Here is a 15,386-nt window from a genome sequence, read left to right on the forward strand (position 1 = left end):
GAAGGGGAGGGGCTCGCGTCTTCCTGTGAGGTCCCGGTGAATTCGCGAGACCGTTGAACACATCGCCGCCCTCCTCCGTATGAGGCCGGGGAGCTCCATGCCCGACCGGCGCACACATCACACAGGGGACGACCTTGGCACGCAACAACCGCAGACGCCCGACCGGCGTACGACGCGCGACCTTCGCAGCGGTCGCCCTGATGCTGGGCGGGGGCGGCCTCGTCGCGGCCAACGTCTACGCCTCGGCGACCGAGAGCTGGGGTGGCGGGTCCGGCGCGAACGGGACCGGCCACGTCCTGTCCACGGGCATGGCGACGATCGACTGCCCCGACGTCGGCAGCCGGCTCACCGCCGTACCGGACGCCGCCCGTTCCGACGTGGACCGCGAACTCGCCCTGCTGGACCGGCAGACGGCGGCGGCCTACCGGCAGCTGCAGCAGTCGGGTCAGGCCACGGGTCAGGCCGCCGGCTCCGTCGACGCCACGATCATGAACCCTCTGAAGGAGCAGCGGGCCGCGGCGATCGGGCGGATCGCCGACGCCGTCGACCGGGTGGGGGAGCGTCCGCAGGGCCTGGACGACCTGGCCGCCTGCACCCTGCGCCCCGGCGACGGCGCGGGTGCCGGTGCCGGTGCTCAGGCCACCGCCTCGCCGACCGGCGGTGCGCAGCAGACCGGCGCCGGGCAGGGCGGCAACGGGCCGGTCGTCTCCGACTACGCGGACATCACCTCCGTACAGCCGGGCCTGCCGGCACCGGCCCAGCAGGCCGGCGCCTCCCGCGGCACCTTCAGCTCCTCCTGCGGGGTCAACGCGAACGGCCTGTTCAACTCCGACAACGTGATCGTCGCGCCCGGCGTCTCCAACGGCGCCCACCACTTCCACGACTACGTCGGCAACCAGGGCAACAACGCCTTCGCGAGCGACGACGACCTCGCCCGGGCCGGGACGAGCTGTGCCGACCAGGGCGACAAGTCCACCTACTACTGGCCGGTGCTGCGCCTGCAGAACGGCACGCAGGAACGGGACGCCGCGTCCCCGGGCGGCGGCACGGAGGGCAACGCGGGTCAGATCGTCACGCCCAAGCAGGTGACGCTGACGTTCGTGGGCAACCCGCGCGACAAGGTCACCGCCATGCCGCGGTTCCTGCGCGTCATCACCGGCGACGCCAAGGCCTTCGTCAACGGCCCCGGCAACGCCAACGCGTCCTGGAGCTGCACCGGTTACGAGGACCGGCAGCTGAAGGACAAGTACCCGCTGTGCCCGCCGGGCAGCGACGTGGTGCGCAGCTTCCGGTTCCAGAGCTGCTGGGACGGCCGCAACATCGACAGCGCCAACCACCGTACCCATGTGGCCTTCACCGCCCCCGACGGCTCCTGTCCGGCCGGCTTCCGCGCCATTCCGCAGCTCGTGCAGCGCATCGTCTACGACGTCAAGGCGCCGAGCCTCCAGGACGGCGGCCGTACGGTTCCGCTCTTCGCGGTCGACTCCTTCCCCGAGCAACTGCACAAGCCCGTCACCGACCACGGCGACTTCATCAACGTCTTCGACGAGGACCTGATGCGCGAGATGGTCGACTGCATCAACTCCGGCCGCACCTGCGGCCCCGGCGGTGACGGCTCCGGTACGACGCCGGCGCCCACGGCGAGTTCCGGCACCGGCACGACGACCGCCCCGGGCGGCGGTACGACGGAGCAGCCCGGCGGCACGGCCACCGCCGCGCCGGCACCCACGGCGTCCGGGCCCACGGCGTCCGGGCCCACCGAGAAGCCGAGGACCGACGCGACGATCACACCGCACCACCCCACCCGGCACGACCAGCCCACCCCGCAGGACCGCCCCACCCGGCAGGGCCGGCCCGCCGAGCAGCACAAGCCCACGGACCAGGGCTCGCCCGCCCAGCAGGACCGGTCCACCAGCCCGGCCCCGTCCACCCGGCACCACGGCACCGGCAAGCAGAGCGGCTCGACCGGACCGGCACCGGCCACGTCCGCGCCCGACCAGTCCGCGCCCGTCCAGTCCCCGCCCACCCCGTCCGCACCCGCACAGGCCACCGCCGCCGGACATGTCCCGCCGGCCACCGCGCAGCCCGAACCCCAGGGCGGGCAGGGCGCACTCGCTCAGACCGGGGCGCATCTGTGGCCGGCGGCCCTCGGCATCCTGCTCGCCCTGTCGGGTCTGATCATGCTGCTCCGGGCCAGGCGTCTGCGGTACTGACCGCCCCCGCCCGCGCCGGCCGAACGCCGCGCGGCGGCCCGCTCCCCGCGGTGGGCCGCCGCGCCGTGCGCGGAGCAGCACCACGACCGTGGGCTGAGCGCTGCCCCGCGGCCGCGCTCAGCCCAGCTTGAGCGTCCGCTTCGCGAGTTCGTACGCCGGCCGCATGGCGTCGTGCTCCTCGCTGTCCATGCCGCCCAGGTGCAGCACGACCGGACCGTCGGGTGTGCTGACCGCGAAGGCGGTCTCCTTCTTGGTCTCCTCCAGGAGCTTGCTGGTGTAGAGGTACTCCACCTCCACGCCGCGCAGTCCGCCGCCCGTCCTGACGGAGCGGTACTTCTCCTTGCTGACGTTGTCCTCCGCGGCGACGAACCGGCGCAGCACATCGCCCGCGTCCGCGTCCCCCGGCTTGCCGGTCCACACCCGCAGGAAGCCGATGTGACCCGCCGGCTTCGCGTCGATCTCACAGGCCGTGGTGACCGGTCCCTGGCGCAGGAACGCGTCGGCGAACGCCCCGCTCAGGTCGCCGTCGGAGCCCTTCGAGGTCTTCGACAGTTCCTTCTCGGCGTCGACCGCCCTGGCCTTCCAGCCCTTGGCGACGGCGAAACGGACGGGCAGTTCGCAGCGGGAACCGGCCGCGCCGATCGAACCGCCGCTCGCCGTCGCCCCGGTCCCTTCGCCGCCGGCGCTCGCCAAGGCGCCGGAAGCGCTCTTCGCGTCGCCGTCCGGCGACTTCGCGCATCCGCCGAGCACCGCCGCCAGTGCCACCGCCAGGACCACTCCGCCCCGCACGGACCCCACCCCGACCTGCACCTACCTCTCCCCTCCTGTTCAGGAGGCGCCACTGTAACCGAGGGCACCGACAGGGCGGCGCGCACCGGCGCGCGCCGCCCGGCCCGGGTCAGCCCGTGACGAGTGCCCTGCAGTAGACCGTGGAGCTGTGCCGGACGGTCATGCCCAGGCGCTGGTAGAGCGGGAGCGCGCCGGCACCGGAGTGGGTCCACAGGGTGCAGGCCGGCCTGCCCCGGCGGTGGAAGGTGCGGAACGCCTCCCACAGCAGCGTGCGGGCGATGCCCCGGCCGCGGTGGTCGCGCCGTACCGCGACCCGCTCGACGTAGCCCTCGTCGTGGTCCGGCACGTCCAGTGACAGCACCGCCCCGACCATCTGGCCGTCGGCGAGGGCCACCGGTGAGGCCGCCGGCAGGAACGTGGCCCGTTCGACGGTGTGCCGGGCCCACTCCGCGTAGCTCTTCCGCCGCGGCTGCCACTCGTCGAACGCGTCCTCGGTGAGCTGGTAGGCGGCCGGTTCGTCGCCGGGCCGGAACGGACGTACGGTGATGCCCGCCGGCGGGCCGGGCATAGCCGGTTCCCGCGGCAGCGCGATCTCCAGCAGCCATTCGGTGACCAGCCGGGAGTACCCGCCGGCGCGCAGGAGCGCGGTCCCGGCGCCGTCGCTGTCGGAGACCGTCTGCGCGAGCCGGTCGCCGCCCAGGTCCCGCGCCCGGGTCTCGGCCCAGGTGAGCAGCCCGCTGCCGAGGCCCCGCCCCTGGTGCGCGGGGTGCACATGGACCCTGGCCCGATGTCCCCTGACCCAGCCGTACCCGGCCGGCCCGCCCGCGCGGTCGCACACGAGCAGGGTGTCCTCCCGCGGGCGCAGGCCGGGCAGTGTCAGTTCGGCGCTGATCCGGTCGGCACCGGTCAGGGCGCGGCCGTCCAGCGCCCGCTCGCACGCGACGACCAGCCGGTGGACCGCGGCCGCGTCGGCCGTCGTCACCGGCCGGCACCGGTAGCCGGCCGGCAGCCACCGCGGGCGAAGGCCGGACCCCAGTGCACCCGTGCCGGTCACGGCAGTCCCTCCCGTCCATCCCGTGCCCAGGCTCTACCCCGCCGTGCCCGCCGCCACGCCCGCCGTTTGCGGGGCGCCGCGGGCGCACGGCAGGGTGCGGGGTGTGCCTACCTTGCTGATCGTCCATCACACCCCGTCACCCCACTGCCAGGCGCTGTTCGAGGCCGTCGTCTCCGGCGCCACGACACCGGAGATCGAGGGCGTCCGCGTGATCCGGCGGGCGGCCCTGTCCGCCACCGCCGCCGACGTCCTCGAAGCCGACGGCTATCTGCTCGGCACACCGGCGAACCTCGGCTACATGTCCGGCGCGCTGAAGCATTTCTTCGACCAGATCTACTACCCCTGCCTCGACGAGACCCGTGGCCGTCCCTTCGGCTACTACGTCCACGGCGGCAATGACGTCACGGGCGCCGTCCGCGCCATCGAGGCCGTCACCACCGGCCTCGGCTGGCGCCGCGCGGCCGACGCGGTGACCGTCACCGGCGAGCCGGGCAAGGCCGGGACGCAGGCGTGCTGGGAGCTGGGGGCCACGGTCGCGGCGGGGCTGATGCCCGGCGCATGAGGGACGCGCCGGGCCGTCCGGGCCAGGGCCGCAGGGCCGGTGCGGCCCTGCGGCCACCGGAGTGACCGTCGCACCGTCACGCCCGGTGATCCGCGCGGCCCCGGGCCCGACGGCACCACCGGCGACCGCGAGCCCGGCACACCGGTGGTGAGCGCCCGTCAGCGCCCGGCCCGGGAGCGACGGCGATGCCCGTGCCCACCGGCCGCCTGGACGGATGAAGGTGCGGGCCCGCTGTCCCTGGCCGACGATGGGACCGGGGCCGCGCCCCGCCGGCGTGGCCGAAGCCCGTCGTTGTCGTCGAACGTCGTCGAGCCAGGGAGCGTCGGATGCGAGCGGACGGCCACGCACCCGGACGGTCCGCGCCGGACGGCCAGGACGCAGGCGAGCTGCTGCGCCGGTGCGCGCGGGACCTGGCCGAGGTCGCCGAGGACATCCGCTCGGTGTCGGCCCGCACCGGTGGCGCGCTGCGGGCGGCACCCCTGAGGGCCTCCGCACGCCGCCACCCCCGGACCGCTCTCGCCGCCCGGTGGGCGCTGCTACGGGCCCTGACGCACAGGCACGGCCTCGGCGGCTCGGCGACCACCGTGCCGAAGGGCGTCGCCAGGGCGTTCGGCGCGGGCGGTGCGGTGCCCGGCCGGGAGAGCCTGGCCGTGCTGGTCGGCCTCGCCTCCCTGCGGCTGCGGATCGCGGCCCTGCTGGTCGACCACCCCGAGCTGGCGCGTGACCCGGGCATGCGCCGGCTGAGGGAGGCCGTCGACCGAGGCCGCGACCCGGACGCCGTACGGGCCCTGCGCGCGCTGTTCCGGGACCGGGGCGCCCAGCGTGGCCTGTCGGGGCTCGCTCCGCTGCTGGCCGCACTGCTCGCCCTGCGGGCCCTGCTGGAGGAGGACCCGGGGGCCGGCCGGACCGGCCGGCCGTTCGCGGCGCGGCGTGGGCCGTCCGCCGCGTCGCCCGACGGCATCGGGGCCGCTCGCCTCGTGTCCGTGCCCAGGAGCGAGGGCGCCGCCGAGCCCGTCGGACTCACCGACCAGGAGAAGCAGTTCATCGCCACCGAGGGCTCCTTCCTCGGGTTCCTGCGCAACATCGAGGTGCTGTCCAGCAACGGGCGGATCCTCGTACAGAACGTGCGGGGCCCCGACGGGGTCGTCCGCTACGTCGTCCAGGCGCCCGGCACGGCACCGGGCCGCCCGCGCAACGACTCCCCACCGGACTACGTCGGTGCCTGGCGCGAGCTGTTCACGACCGACTCCTCCTGCACCCGCTCGATCCTGGCCGCCCTGAAGGACTACGGCATCCCGCGCGGCGCCGACCTCGCGTTCGTCGGGCACGGCGAGGGCGGCACCGCGCTGCTGAACCTCGCCCACGACGCGGAGTTCTGCCGCAGCTACCGGGTCACGCACGTCGTCACCGTCGGCTCCCCGGCCGGCACCAGGGAGCCCGCCGACCCGCGCACCTGGATCGCGCACATCACCAACCAGCACGACCCCGTGCCCGTCCCGGACGACCGGAACACGACCCCCCGCCTCGACCCGCATCCGCACCGGTACGAGGTCGCCTACCCCGGGCCCACCCGGGAGTTCCCGCTGTGCCACATGCTCCGCGAGTACATCGAGCACCTGCGCACGGTCGTCCCGGAGGCCCGCGAGAGAGTCGACGAGGCACTCGCGGCCTACCGGGGCCCCGTCGTGCGCACCCGGGCCTACCAGCCCCGGGACCGCGCCCACCCGCCCGAGGGCCATCCCTTCCTCACCCTGCCCACCAGCCCGTCCCCCACGACGGTCGGCCCCGTCGAGGTGCCGGTGCGCTCCTACGACTCCGCCGTCGCCCACCTCTGCTACCCCGTCCGCGCCGACGCGGCGCGCGGTCTGCTGCCCGGCGGCACCTGGCTCACCCCGAGCCGGCTGGGCCGGCGGGCCCTCGCCGTGCTGTCGCTGTACGAGCACCGCTGCACCACGATCGGCCCCTACACCGAGATCGCCCTGTCCGTCCTGGTCGACGACCTGTGGCGGCCCCGCCCGTACGACCTCGCCGTGGACCCGCTGCGCCGCGCCGACCTGCGGCGCACCGGCCGCTACGTGCTCTGCCTCGCCGTCACCAGCGAGGAGGCCCGCGTGGTCGCCCGGGAGATCTGGGGCCAGCCCGCGATGCGGACGACCGCCGAGGCCGACCTGACGGGCCGGCGGATCGACGTACGGTCCCGGGACCTCGGACTCGCCGTGACCGGCCGGCTCGGGCCGGGCGTCCGCTGCCCGGAGGCCGACTGGGTCCTCTACGGCCGCCGGGGCGAGAGCACCGTACGCACCCTGGTCCGGACCCACGGCAGGCCGCGGCTGCACCCCGGCACCGGCGTGCGGCTGCGGCTGGGCACCGCGGCGGCCGAACCCCTCGCCGGACAGCTGCGCCGGCTCGGCCTCGACACGGCCAGGCCCCTGTTCGTCCTCGCCTGTCCCCAGTTCCTGGCCCACCGCAGCGCCGGCGCCCTGCTGCCGCGCTGACGACCCCTACCCTGCCCCGTCGAGTGGGAGCCGCCATGGTGACCGAGTCCCCCCGAGCGACCACGGCCTCGGCCGGTGAACTCCTCGCCCGCGCCGCCATGTTGCGTGCCGACGCCGGCCTCATGGACGGCTGTGCCCGGAAGCTGCTCGCCACCGCCGCCGCCCTCAGCGGCTGCGCCGCGGCACCCGGGGGCACCCGCCCCGCCCTGGAGCGCCAGGCCGCCGCGTGCACCACCGCGGCGGATCAACTGCGCCGTGCCGCCCGCGCGTTGGAGGTCCACGCACGGGCCGGGGTGGGGAAGCCGGGGACCGGGCCCTCGGCCGCCCGGCGGTGACCCGGCCGAGTGTGCCGCTCTCCGTCCGGCGGGGCGCGTCGTGATGACGCGGCCGCCCGCCCCGTTCCTCTCAGCGGACCCGCTCGGCCGCCGCGCGGGTGAGGTGGCGGCGCGGTGTGGCGGCGCAACACCGCCTCCGCCGAGCTGATGCGCCGCAACGGCTCACTCCCTTCGGGGCGGCATTTCGCAGCATATGTCCGCAGCGCCGGTCCGGCACGGCCGACCGGGCCGGACCCCGTACCCGCCGCGTCAGGGCTTGCGGGCCACCCCCACGTACACCGGCTGTTCCGCCACGACCCGCATGCCCGGCTCCGGGAGCCAGCGCGTGGCCGGCACGACACCCGGTTCGTACACGTCGAGGCCGTCGAAGAACCGGGTCACCTCGGCGAGCGAACGGGCCTGGACCGGGGTGCCGCCGGCGCGGTAGACCGCCACGATCCGCTCCCGTAGCTCCGGGTCGAACTCGGCGCTGCCGTGGGACAACAGTAGATGGCTGCCGGAGGGCAGCGGCTCCAGCAACGTGCGCACGACACCGTGCGGATCCTGCTCGTCGGTGACGAACGGCAGCAGCGCGATCAGGGAGAGGGCGACGGGCCGGGTGAGGTCCAGATGCTCGCGGGCGCACTCCACGATCCGCTCCGGTTCCCGGACGTCGGCGTGCACATAGGCGGTACGGCCCTCGGGCGTGCCGCGGAGCAGGGCTTCGGCGTGCCGGAGAACGATCGGGTCGTTGTCCGCGTACACCACGCGGGCGCTCGGGGCGACGGCCTGGACGATCTGGTGCAGATTCGGCTCGGTGGGGATCCCGGTGCCCACGTCCAGGAACTGGTCGACGCCCTGACGGGCGACGAAGCGGACGGCCCGGTGCATGAACTCGCGGTTGGCCCAGGCCGTGTCCTTGACACCCGGGAAGAGCTCCAGCACTCGCTGCGCGGCCTCGGCGTCGACCGGGTAGTGGTCCTTGCCGTCCAGGAACCAGTCGTACATCCGGGCCGAGTGCGGCTTGCCGGTGTCGATGCGCTCCGGGCTGAATCCGGTGTCTGTCACGTCGGCTCTCCGTGAAAAGTGGGGGGTGGATGGCGCACGCCGCTGGTCGGGCGTCGCGTGAGCGGGTGGTCAGCGGCAGCGGGAAGCCGCCGTGCTGTCGTGGCGGTGCCAGACGGCGTCGACCTCACGGCCGTCGGGCAGGGTGTGGCGGGGCGGCCCGTCGTCCGCCACGAAGCCGGCCCGGGCCAGGGCCCGGCGGCTCGCGGTGTTCCCGGGCTCCGCACCCGCCCGGACCGTCGCCAGTCCGGCATGGGTGTGCGCGAGCGCCGCGCCCGCGCGGAACAGCTCCGCGCCCAGGCCCTGGCCCCGGCAGGACGGCGCCAGCCAGCCGCCCATCTCGCCCGTGCGGTGCTCCAGTTCCAGGGCGCCGGCGTAGGCGAGGTCGGATCGGCGCACACAGACCAGGAACAGCGGGTCGTCCGGGCCGGGTGCGTACGGCTGCGCCAGCCTTGGGGGCACCCGGCGGCCGTCGTCACCCGCCGGGCGCCAGGCCAGCAGGGCCCGGCGGGTGCCGGGATCGGGCACGACCCGGTCGGCCTGGGTGCCGAGCCAGCGCTGCGCCTCGGCGTCGGCGCAGGCGGCGAGCGCCGCCGCCACGTCGAGCCGGGTCCGGGGGGTGAACAGCAACAGCCGTTCGGTGGCCAGGGCGTGCCGGCCGCACGCGGGCTCGCACCGGCCGGGCGCGGGCAGCCCGGCTGCGGGCCGCCTCCGGCGGATCACCGACCAGACCATGCACACCCCCGGCGGAACGTTCCGCGTCGCGGACGCGGAGCCCGCACGAACCCCGGGCCCCGCCAGATGCGGACGCCCCGCACCGGCGGTGAATGTACCGGGCTTCACGGGTGGGTGGGGTGTGCGTGGGGGTGGTTTCGGTCGCCGGGCGGGGCGCACCGGGGCGGCGCGCAGCGACGTGCAGCGGTGTGACGTGAGGGTGGCGTGGAGGTGGGGTGTGGGTGGGGTGGTGCGTGCGGGGTGCCGGGCGGGTGGGGCGCGGTCGTGGGGCGGTGGGCCGGTTCCGGGAAGCACCCGGATCCGTATCCCCTCGGGGCTGCGGGGCGGCGGGGATGTCGAGGCAGGGAGCAGGTGAAGTGCGGCGTGGGGCCCACGCCCCCGTGTGGGGGTGCTGGGGGCGGTGGGAGCCGGGTGGAGCACGGCACGGGGGCGTGGGCCCCTCCGTACCGGGGTGTCGAGGTGACGGGGGGCCGGGTGCTGTGGCACGACAGCGCGCCGCGGGCGTCCGCGTGGCGTGAGTGACGCGATGGCTGGGGATGGACTCCGCGGGGCCGGCGGGGCGTTCGGGCTCAGCCGGCCTGCTCCTGGGAGCCCGGCTTGGGGCGGGTGCGGGTCCATGAGGGGTCGGCGGACGGGGCGGGGACGGGGGCCGCGTGGTGCATGGGGAATCCTTCGGACGAGTGGGGGATGGTCCGGGGCGGGGGATGGGATCGACGGCTGGGGGATCAGCCGAGGCCTGACGGCAGCTCCGCCCAGACGACGCGGGCGGACCGGCCGGACACCGGCGCCACGCCCCGGTCGAGGCTCAGCGCGTCCACCAGGAACAGCCCGCGCCCGTGCTGGTCGTCGGGCCCCGGGCGGCGCGCCGCCGGCAGCGCGTGGCCGCCTCCCTGGTCCTCGACCTCGATCCGTATCCGGTCCGCCGTGCCGTGCACCCGGCAGGCGATCCGCTCACCGGCCGTGTGCACGAGGGCGTTCGTGACCAGCTCCGAGGTCACCAGGACCGCGTCGTCCCGCCGGTCTGCCGGCACGCCCCAGGCGGCCAGCAGGTCCCGTACGGCGCGACGGGCCGTGCCGACGGCCACCGGCCGGGCCGGCAGCTCGAAGGCGGTGGTGGGCGCGGAGCGGGACGGCGGGGCCCCGGAGGCGAGCCGGTCGGGACCGAGGGGTCCAGGGAGTCGACCGGGTCGCTCGCCTCCGGGTGGTACGAGGACACCGGCCGGGAGCGGCGGCCGGTGCGGATGCTCCGCGGTGTCCGCCCCGGGGAGGGGGCGGTCCCCGGTGTCCGAGGCCCGGTACGGGGCGGCCTCCGCCGCGGCAGCCCACGCGTCCCGCATCCCCGCACCGTCCGGAGCCCGGGGCGGCCGCCGGCCGGCGACGTCCGGAACGCGGGGTGCCCGGTCGGCACGGTCCGGTGCTCGGTCCGCCGCAGCGGTGTTCGCCGGAGCCGGACGAGGCAGGTCCGCGGTGCCGGCGTTCTCCGGAGCCCGGCGCGGTCCGTCCGCGGTGTCGGGAACCATGTGTGTGCGGTCGGTGCGGTCCGGCGCCCGACGTGCCGCCTCAGCGTCGTGCGGAGCCTGTTGCAGCCGGTCGGCGGTGTCCGGCACGGGGTGTCGCGGGTTGGCGGTCTCCGGCGTCCGGTGTGGCCGGTCCGTGTCGTCCGGGGTCCGGTGTGCCCGGTGGGCGGTGTCCGGCACGGTGTGTTGCCGGTCTGTCGTCTCCGGGGTCCGGCGGGGCCGGTCGATGCCGTCCGGAGTCTGATGCGCTCGCTCGGCGATGCCCGGCGCGTGGTGTGGCCGGGTGAGGAGGTCCGGGGCCCGGTGGGTCGGTTCGGCGGTGTCCCGGGGCAGGCCTGTGCGCTCCGCGTCGCCCGCATCCCGGCGCAGGGGTTTCACCGGGTCCGCGGGCCGGTGCCGGCGGGGTACCGCGGGCAGGCGCGACGGGCTTGACGGCAAGGGTGCTCGGTGGAGTGGTCGGGGGAGGGAGGGCGGAGCCATCGCCGTGCGCCTTTCGTCCGGCCTCGTGTGGGGGTGTCGGGCTCTCGCCGGCCGCTCGCGCAGCAGACGACACACCGCCTCCCACGAGGCCGTAGTGCGGCCAGGTCTCCCCCAACCCGGCCGCGCCGCCCGCTCCTTGGTCAGCCGGAGCAGTGAGTCCACTGTGGCACCTGCCGACAACGCTCCGCAACCAGCAAGTTGAAATTTGCAAGTAGCCAAGTGCATGCTGCTTCCGCCAGAACGTGATCGAATGGGTCGGGGAAGCGATCGTGTGCGACGGTGTCCCCGTGACCTGCTGAGGGGGTGTGGCGCGTGACCGCGGAGACCGACTGGGGCGGCGCCCCCTCCGTCCTGCGCATGATCCTGGGCCGTCAACTGGAAGAGCTGCGCACCCGGGCCGGCCTCGGCTACCCGGAAGCGGGCGCCGCCATCGGGGTCAGCCACTCCACGATCCGCCGCATGGAGGCCGCCAAGGTGGCCCGGCTGCGGCTCGCGGACGTCGAGAAACTGCTCCAGGTCTACGGCGTCACCGACCGGGCGGAGATCGACACCTTCCTGCAGTCCGTGCGCGAGGCGAACAAGCGCGGCTGGTGGCACACGTACCGCGATGTGATGCCCGACTGGTTCGCCGCCTACCTCAGCCTGGAACAGGCCGCGTTGCAGATCCGCGCGTACGAGAACCAGTTCGTGCACGGCCTGCTGCAGACCGAGGACTACGCCCGCGCCCTGCTCGCCGCGGACACTCCGCACGCCTCCGCCGAGGCCACCGAACGCCGGGTCGCCCTGCGCATGCGCCGCCAGGAGCTGCTGGCCCGCGAGGCGCCGCCGCGGGTGTGGGTGGTGATGGACGAGACGGTACTGCGCTGGCCGGTCGGCGGGGCGCAGGTGATGCGGGCGCAGGTCGACCACCTCATCGAGGTCAACCGGCTGCCCCATGTCACCCTGCAGCTCATGCCGTTCGCCAACGGCCCGCACCCGGCGCTGCGGGCGGGCGCCTATCACCTCTTCCGGTTCCGGGCCCGCGAACTGCCCGACGTCGTCTACCTCAACGGCCTGGTCGGGGCCGTCTACCTCGACAAGACCGACGACGTCGTGGTGTACCGGGAGGCACTGGACCGGCTCGGTGCCCAGGCCGCACCCGCCAGGAAGACCGAGGCCCTGCTCGGCGCGATCCGCAAGGAGCTGTGACGCACCCGCCCGCGCGTACGCGAAGCCCCCACCCCTCGACCTGAATGGGAGACACGGCGTTGCCCGACAACGGATGGCCGGCCGACCGGATCGACACCGAGAACGCCCACTCCGCCCGCATCTACGACTACATCCTCGGCGGCAAGGACTACTACCCCGCCGACCAGGAGGCGGGCGACGCCATGGCCCGGGAGTGGCCCGCGCTCCCGGTCCACATGCGCGCCAACCGCGACTGGATGAACCGCGCCGTGCGCTGGCTCGCCGAGGAGGCGGGCATGCGCCAGTTCCTGGACATCGGCACCGGCATCCCGACCTCCCCGAACCTGCACGAGATCGCCCAGGCCGTGGCCCCCGAGTCCCGGGTCGTGTACGTCGACAACGACCCGATCGTGCTCACCCTCTCCCAGGGCCTGCTCGCCAGCGCGCCCGAGGGCCGTACCGCGTACCTGGAGGCGGACTTCCGCGACCCGGCGGCCATCCTGGACGCCCCCGAGCTGCGCGAGACGCTGGACCTGGGCAAGCCGGTAGCGCTCACCGTCATCGCCATCGTCCACTTCATGCTCGACGCGGACGACGCGGTCGGTGTCGTACGCCGGCTGCTGGAGCCGCTGCCGTCCGGCAGTCACCTCGCGATGTCCATCGGCACCGCCGAGTTCGCCCCCGAGGAGGTGGGCCGGGTCGCCCGCGAGTACGCGGCCCGCGACATGCCGATGCGGCTGCGCACCCTCGCCGAGGCCCACGAGTTCTTCGAGGGCCTGGAGCTGGTCGAGCCGGGCATCGTCCAGGTGCACAAGTGGCACCCCGACGGGACCGGCGAGAAGGGCATCCGCGACGAGGACATCGCCATGTACGGCGCGGTCGCCCGCAAGCCCTGACGAGCCGTAGGCACGCCCTGACAGACGACCGGCGAGCCCTGACAGACCAGGGGCCGGGGTCCGCACCCACCTCCCGGACCCCGGCCCCTTCTCCTCGCGCACGGCGGGATGACCGAAACGGCGCGGAAAACGGACCGGAATTCGGCACAACCTTCCGGCCGCCTCATGTTCTGTGAGGGGAGTGGGAAAAATGCCGGGAGAAGCGGAACCGGCGCGAGGGAAATGAGGTCTTAAGGTCCGTCGACGGACGGGATCGGCCCGGACGTCACGAAACCGGGGGAATGAGACGCATGTCCGTTCACAGCCGCAAGACCCTCCTCGCCGCCGCGGTCCTCACCGGCGGCATCACCCTGGCCGCCGTGGCGCCCGCCCTCGCGGGCACCGGCGCGAGCCGCACCACCCACGCCGCCGCCGTGTCCTCCGCCCAGGGCGACCCGCGCAACGTCACCCAGCACGTGGCGGACTTCTACGGCGCCTACATCGACGCCGTCTGGTCCACCGACGACAGGTCCGCGGGCGAGGCCGCCAAGGCACTGCGGGGCTTCTACCTCTCCGCCGCCGCCCAGAGGAAGGTGACGGCCTTCGAGAAGAGGGAGCACGCCGACGGCATCCTCTTCGCGCAGAACGTTCCGGTGAAGTGGAAGGTGACCTACACCGGCTCCGGCGCCGGCCACGCCACCAGCCGGGTCACGCTCACCTGGAGCGACGGTCCGCACGCCGAGGTCAGCAAGATCGACGTGCAGTCCGACCTGAAGACCCTGAAGATCACCGACCTCAAGTCGGTCCGCTGACCGGGGGCGTGCGTCCCGCCCCGCCCCACTCGGGGCGGGACGCACGCCTGCCGTGGCGGCCGGCGGTGCCCGCGCGGGACGTACCCGGGGCACCGCCGCTCCGGGCGGGGCCCGGGCGCCGGCCGGGATCACGGGACCGAGCGTGCCCGCAGCGTCCGCCCGCCGGACGCGGTCACCCGTGCCGGAGGGCTTCCGTGCCGGGGACCCGGCCGTGGTGGCGGTGCCGCTCCACGGCCGTGCGGTGCAGTGCGATGAGCGCGGCGTCGTCGCCGAGCCGGCCCCCGGCGTGGGCGAGCAGATCGCGCCGCACATGGTGCATCAGCGCCTCGGGACTGTCGTCGGTCCAGCGCATCACCCGCTCGGTGAGCGGGTAGAACCGGCCGCGGGCGTCCCGTGCCTCCACCACGCCGTCGGTGTAGAGGAGCAGGGTGTCGCCCGGCTCGAAGGAGAACACGTCCAGCGTGTGCTCGGTGCCGCCGTGCACCCCGAGCGGCGGTGACGGGTGCAGGCTGGGGACGGTGACGGCGTGGCCGGGGCTCAGCAGCAGCGGCGGCGGATGGCCGCAACTGGTCATCCGGGTGACCGGATCCCGGTCCGGGATCTCCACCAGCAGCGCCGTGGCGAACCGTTCGCCCGCCTCCTCGGGCGGCTCCAGGTCCGCGGCGTGCCGGGCGATGCTCTGCTCCAGGACGGCCGCCAGTTCCGCGAGCGGGATGCGCCGGTGCGCGCTCTCCCGGAAGGCCCCGAGCAGCAGGGCGGCCTCGCCGATGGCGGCCAGTCCCTTGCCGCGGACATCGCCGATCAGCACGCGGACCCCGCCGTCGCACCGGGTCGCCGCGTAGAGGTCGCCACCGATCTGCGCCTCGTCCTCGGCGGCCAGATACAGCGAGGCGATCCGCAGCGGGCCGATCTGCTCGGGCAGCGGCCACATCAGCACGTGCTGGGCGGCCTCCGCCACCGTGCGGACCTGGGCCAGCTGGGCCTGCCGGCGTTCCCGCAGGGCGCTGTAGAGCACCACCAGCACCGAGAGCACCGCGAGCGTGATGATCTGCACGATGTGGTTCGTGGTGCCGAGACCGCCGTGGGTGATTCCGATGAGGATCTGGGCGGCCAGGGCGAGCGCCCCGATGACCGCCGTGGTGCGGGGCCCGGCGATGGAGGGCGTCAGCGCGGGCGCGATCACCAGGGCCGGGCCGAGGTGGACGCTGTAGGGGGTCTGCATGTCCACCACCGTGATCACGACGATGAGCGCGACCGGGAGCAACAACAGCGGATGCATCGACCGCCAAGGCTGCCGCCAAGCCCCCC

General features: G+C 74.9%; 13 protein-coding genes. 7 read left to right on the forward strand and 6 right to left on the reverse strand.

Features of this window, described 5'->3' with window-relative positions; all coding sequences use genetic code 11:
* Positions 1-200 precede the first annotated feature (200 nt).
* Entirely contained in the window at positions 201-2,213 is a 2,013-nt protein-coding gene (locus tag IE244_RS17575; RefSeq protein WP_191874698.1) for a DUF1996 domain-containing protein, read from the forward strand.
* 117 nt (positions 2,214-2,330) lie between these two features.
* Here IE244_RS17575 and IE244_RS17580 read toward each other — a convergent pair whose 3' ends face one another.
* Both IE244_RS17580 and IE244_RS17585 read right to left on the reverse strand, forming a co-directional pair.
* Complete coding sequence (locus IE244_RS17580) at positions 2,331-3,023, reverse strand: lipoprotein (RefSeq protein ID WP_191874464.1); 693 nt, start codon at positions 3,021-3,023, stop codon at positions 2,331-2,333.
* A gap of 88 nt (positions 3,024-3,111) precedes the next feature.
* The gene (locus IE244_RS17585; RefSeq protein WP_229854167.1) at positions 3,112-4,056 is read right to left on the reverse strand and encodes a GNAT family N-acetyltransferase; all 945 of its coding nucleotides are present in this window, start codon (positions 4,054-4,056) and stop codon (positions 3,112-3,114) included.
* Positions 4,057-4,159: 103 nt separating this feature from the next.
* Between IE244_RS17585 and IE244_RS17590 the strand changes: the two genes are divergently transcribed.
* The 3 genes from IE244_RS17590 (at position 4,160) to IE244_RS17600 (ending at position 7,448) form a co-directional block, all read left to right on the forward strand.
* Entirely contained in the window at positions 4,160-4,618 is a 459-nt protein-coding gene (locus IE244_RS17590; protein ID WP_191874465.1) for a flavodoxin family protein, read from the forward strand.
* Positions 4,619-4,944: 326 nt separating this feature from the next.
* Entirely contained in the window at positions 4,945-7,113 is a 2,169-nt protein-coding gene (locus IE244_RS17595) for an acetoacetate decarboxylase family protein (protein ID WP_191874466.1), read from the forward strand.
* A 35-nt stretch (positions 7,114-7,148) separates the two neighbouring features.
* On the forward strand, positions 7,149-7,448 hold the full coding sequence (locus IE244_RS17600; protein WP_191874467.1) for a hypothetical protein: 300 nt from the start codon (positions 7,149-7,151) through the stop codon (positions 7,446-7,448).
* 249 nt (positions 7,449-7,697) lie between these two features.
* On the opposite strand, the gene IE244_RS17605 is transcribed toward IE244_RS17600, so the two are convergent.
* The 3 genes from IE244_RS17605 to IE244_RS17615 form a co-directional block, all read right to left on the reverse strand.
* Entirely contained in the window at positions 7,698-8,495 is a 798-nt protein-coding gene (locus IE244_RS17605) for an SAM-dependent methyltransferase (protein ID WP_191874468.1), read from the reverse strand.
* Positions 8,496-8,564: 69 nt separating this feature from the next.
* Positions 8,565-9,215 carry a GNAT family N-acetyltransferase gene (locus IE244_RS17610; protein WP_229854168.1) on the reverse strand — a complete coding sequence of 217 codons (651 nt, stop codon included), beginning with the start codon at positions 9,213-9,215 and terminating at the stop codon, positions 8,565-8,567.
* Positions 9,216-9,952: 737 nt separating this feature from the next.
* A complete protein-coding gene (locus IE244_RS17615; protein WP_191874470.1) occupies positions 9,953-10,564 on the reverse strand; it encodes an ATP-binding protein in 612 nt (203 codons plus the stop codon).
* Between the two features lie 972 nt (positions 10,565-11,536).
* On the opposite strand from IE244_RS17615, the gene IE244_RS17620 reads away from it, so the two are divergent.
* The 3 genes from IE244_RS17620 to IE244_RS17630 all read left to right on the forward strand — a co-directional run bounded on the left by IE244_RS17620 (position 11,537) and on the right by IE244_RS17630 (position 14,078).
* Positions 11,537-12,412 (forward strand): Sco1979 family transcriptional regulator, encoded by an 876-nt coding sequence (locus tag IE244_RS17620; protein WP_191874471.1) that lies wholly within the window; start codon positions 11,537-11,539, stop codon positions 12,410-12,412.
* Positions 12,413-12,471: 59 nt separating this feature from the next.
* Entirely contained in the window at positions 12,472-13,287 is an 816-nt protein-coding gene (locus IE244_RS17625; RefSeq protein ID WP_191874472.1) for an SAM-dependent methyltransferase, read from the forward strand.
* Positions 13,288-13,577: 290 nt separating this feature from the next.
* A complete protein-coding gene (locus IE244_RS17630) occupies positions 13,578-14,078 on the forward strand; it encodes a hypothetical protein (RefSeq protein WP_191874473.1) in 501 nt (166 codons plus the stop codon).
* 172 nt (positions 14,079-14,250) lie between these two features.
* On the opposite strand, the gene IE244_RS17635 is transcribed toward IE244_RS17630, so the two are convergent.
* On the reverse strand, positions 14,251-15,357 hold the full coding sequence (locus IE244_RS17635) for a PP2C family protein-serine/threonine phosphatase (RefSeq protein ID WP_308436269.1): 1,107 nt from the start codon (positions 15,355-15,357) through the stop codon (positions 14,251-14,253).
* Positions 15,358-15,386 lie beyond the last annotated feature (29 nt).

Origin of the sequence: Streptomyces filipinensis, from assembly GCF_014649495.1 — a bacterium.
Taxonomy (GTDB): domain Bacteria; phylum Actinomycetota; class Actinomycetes; order Streptomycetales; family Streptomycetaceae; genus Streptomyces; species Streptomyces filipinensis.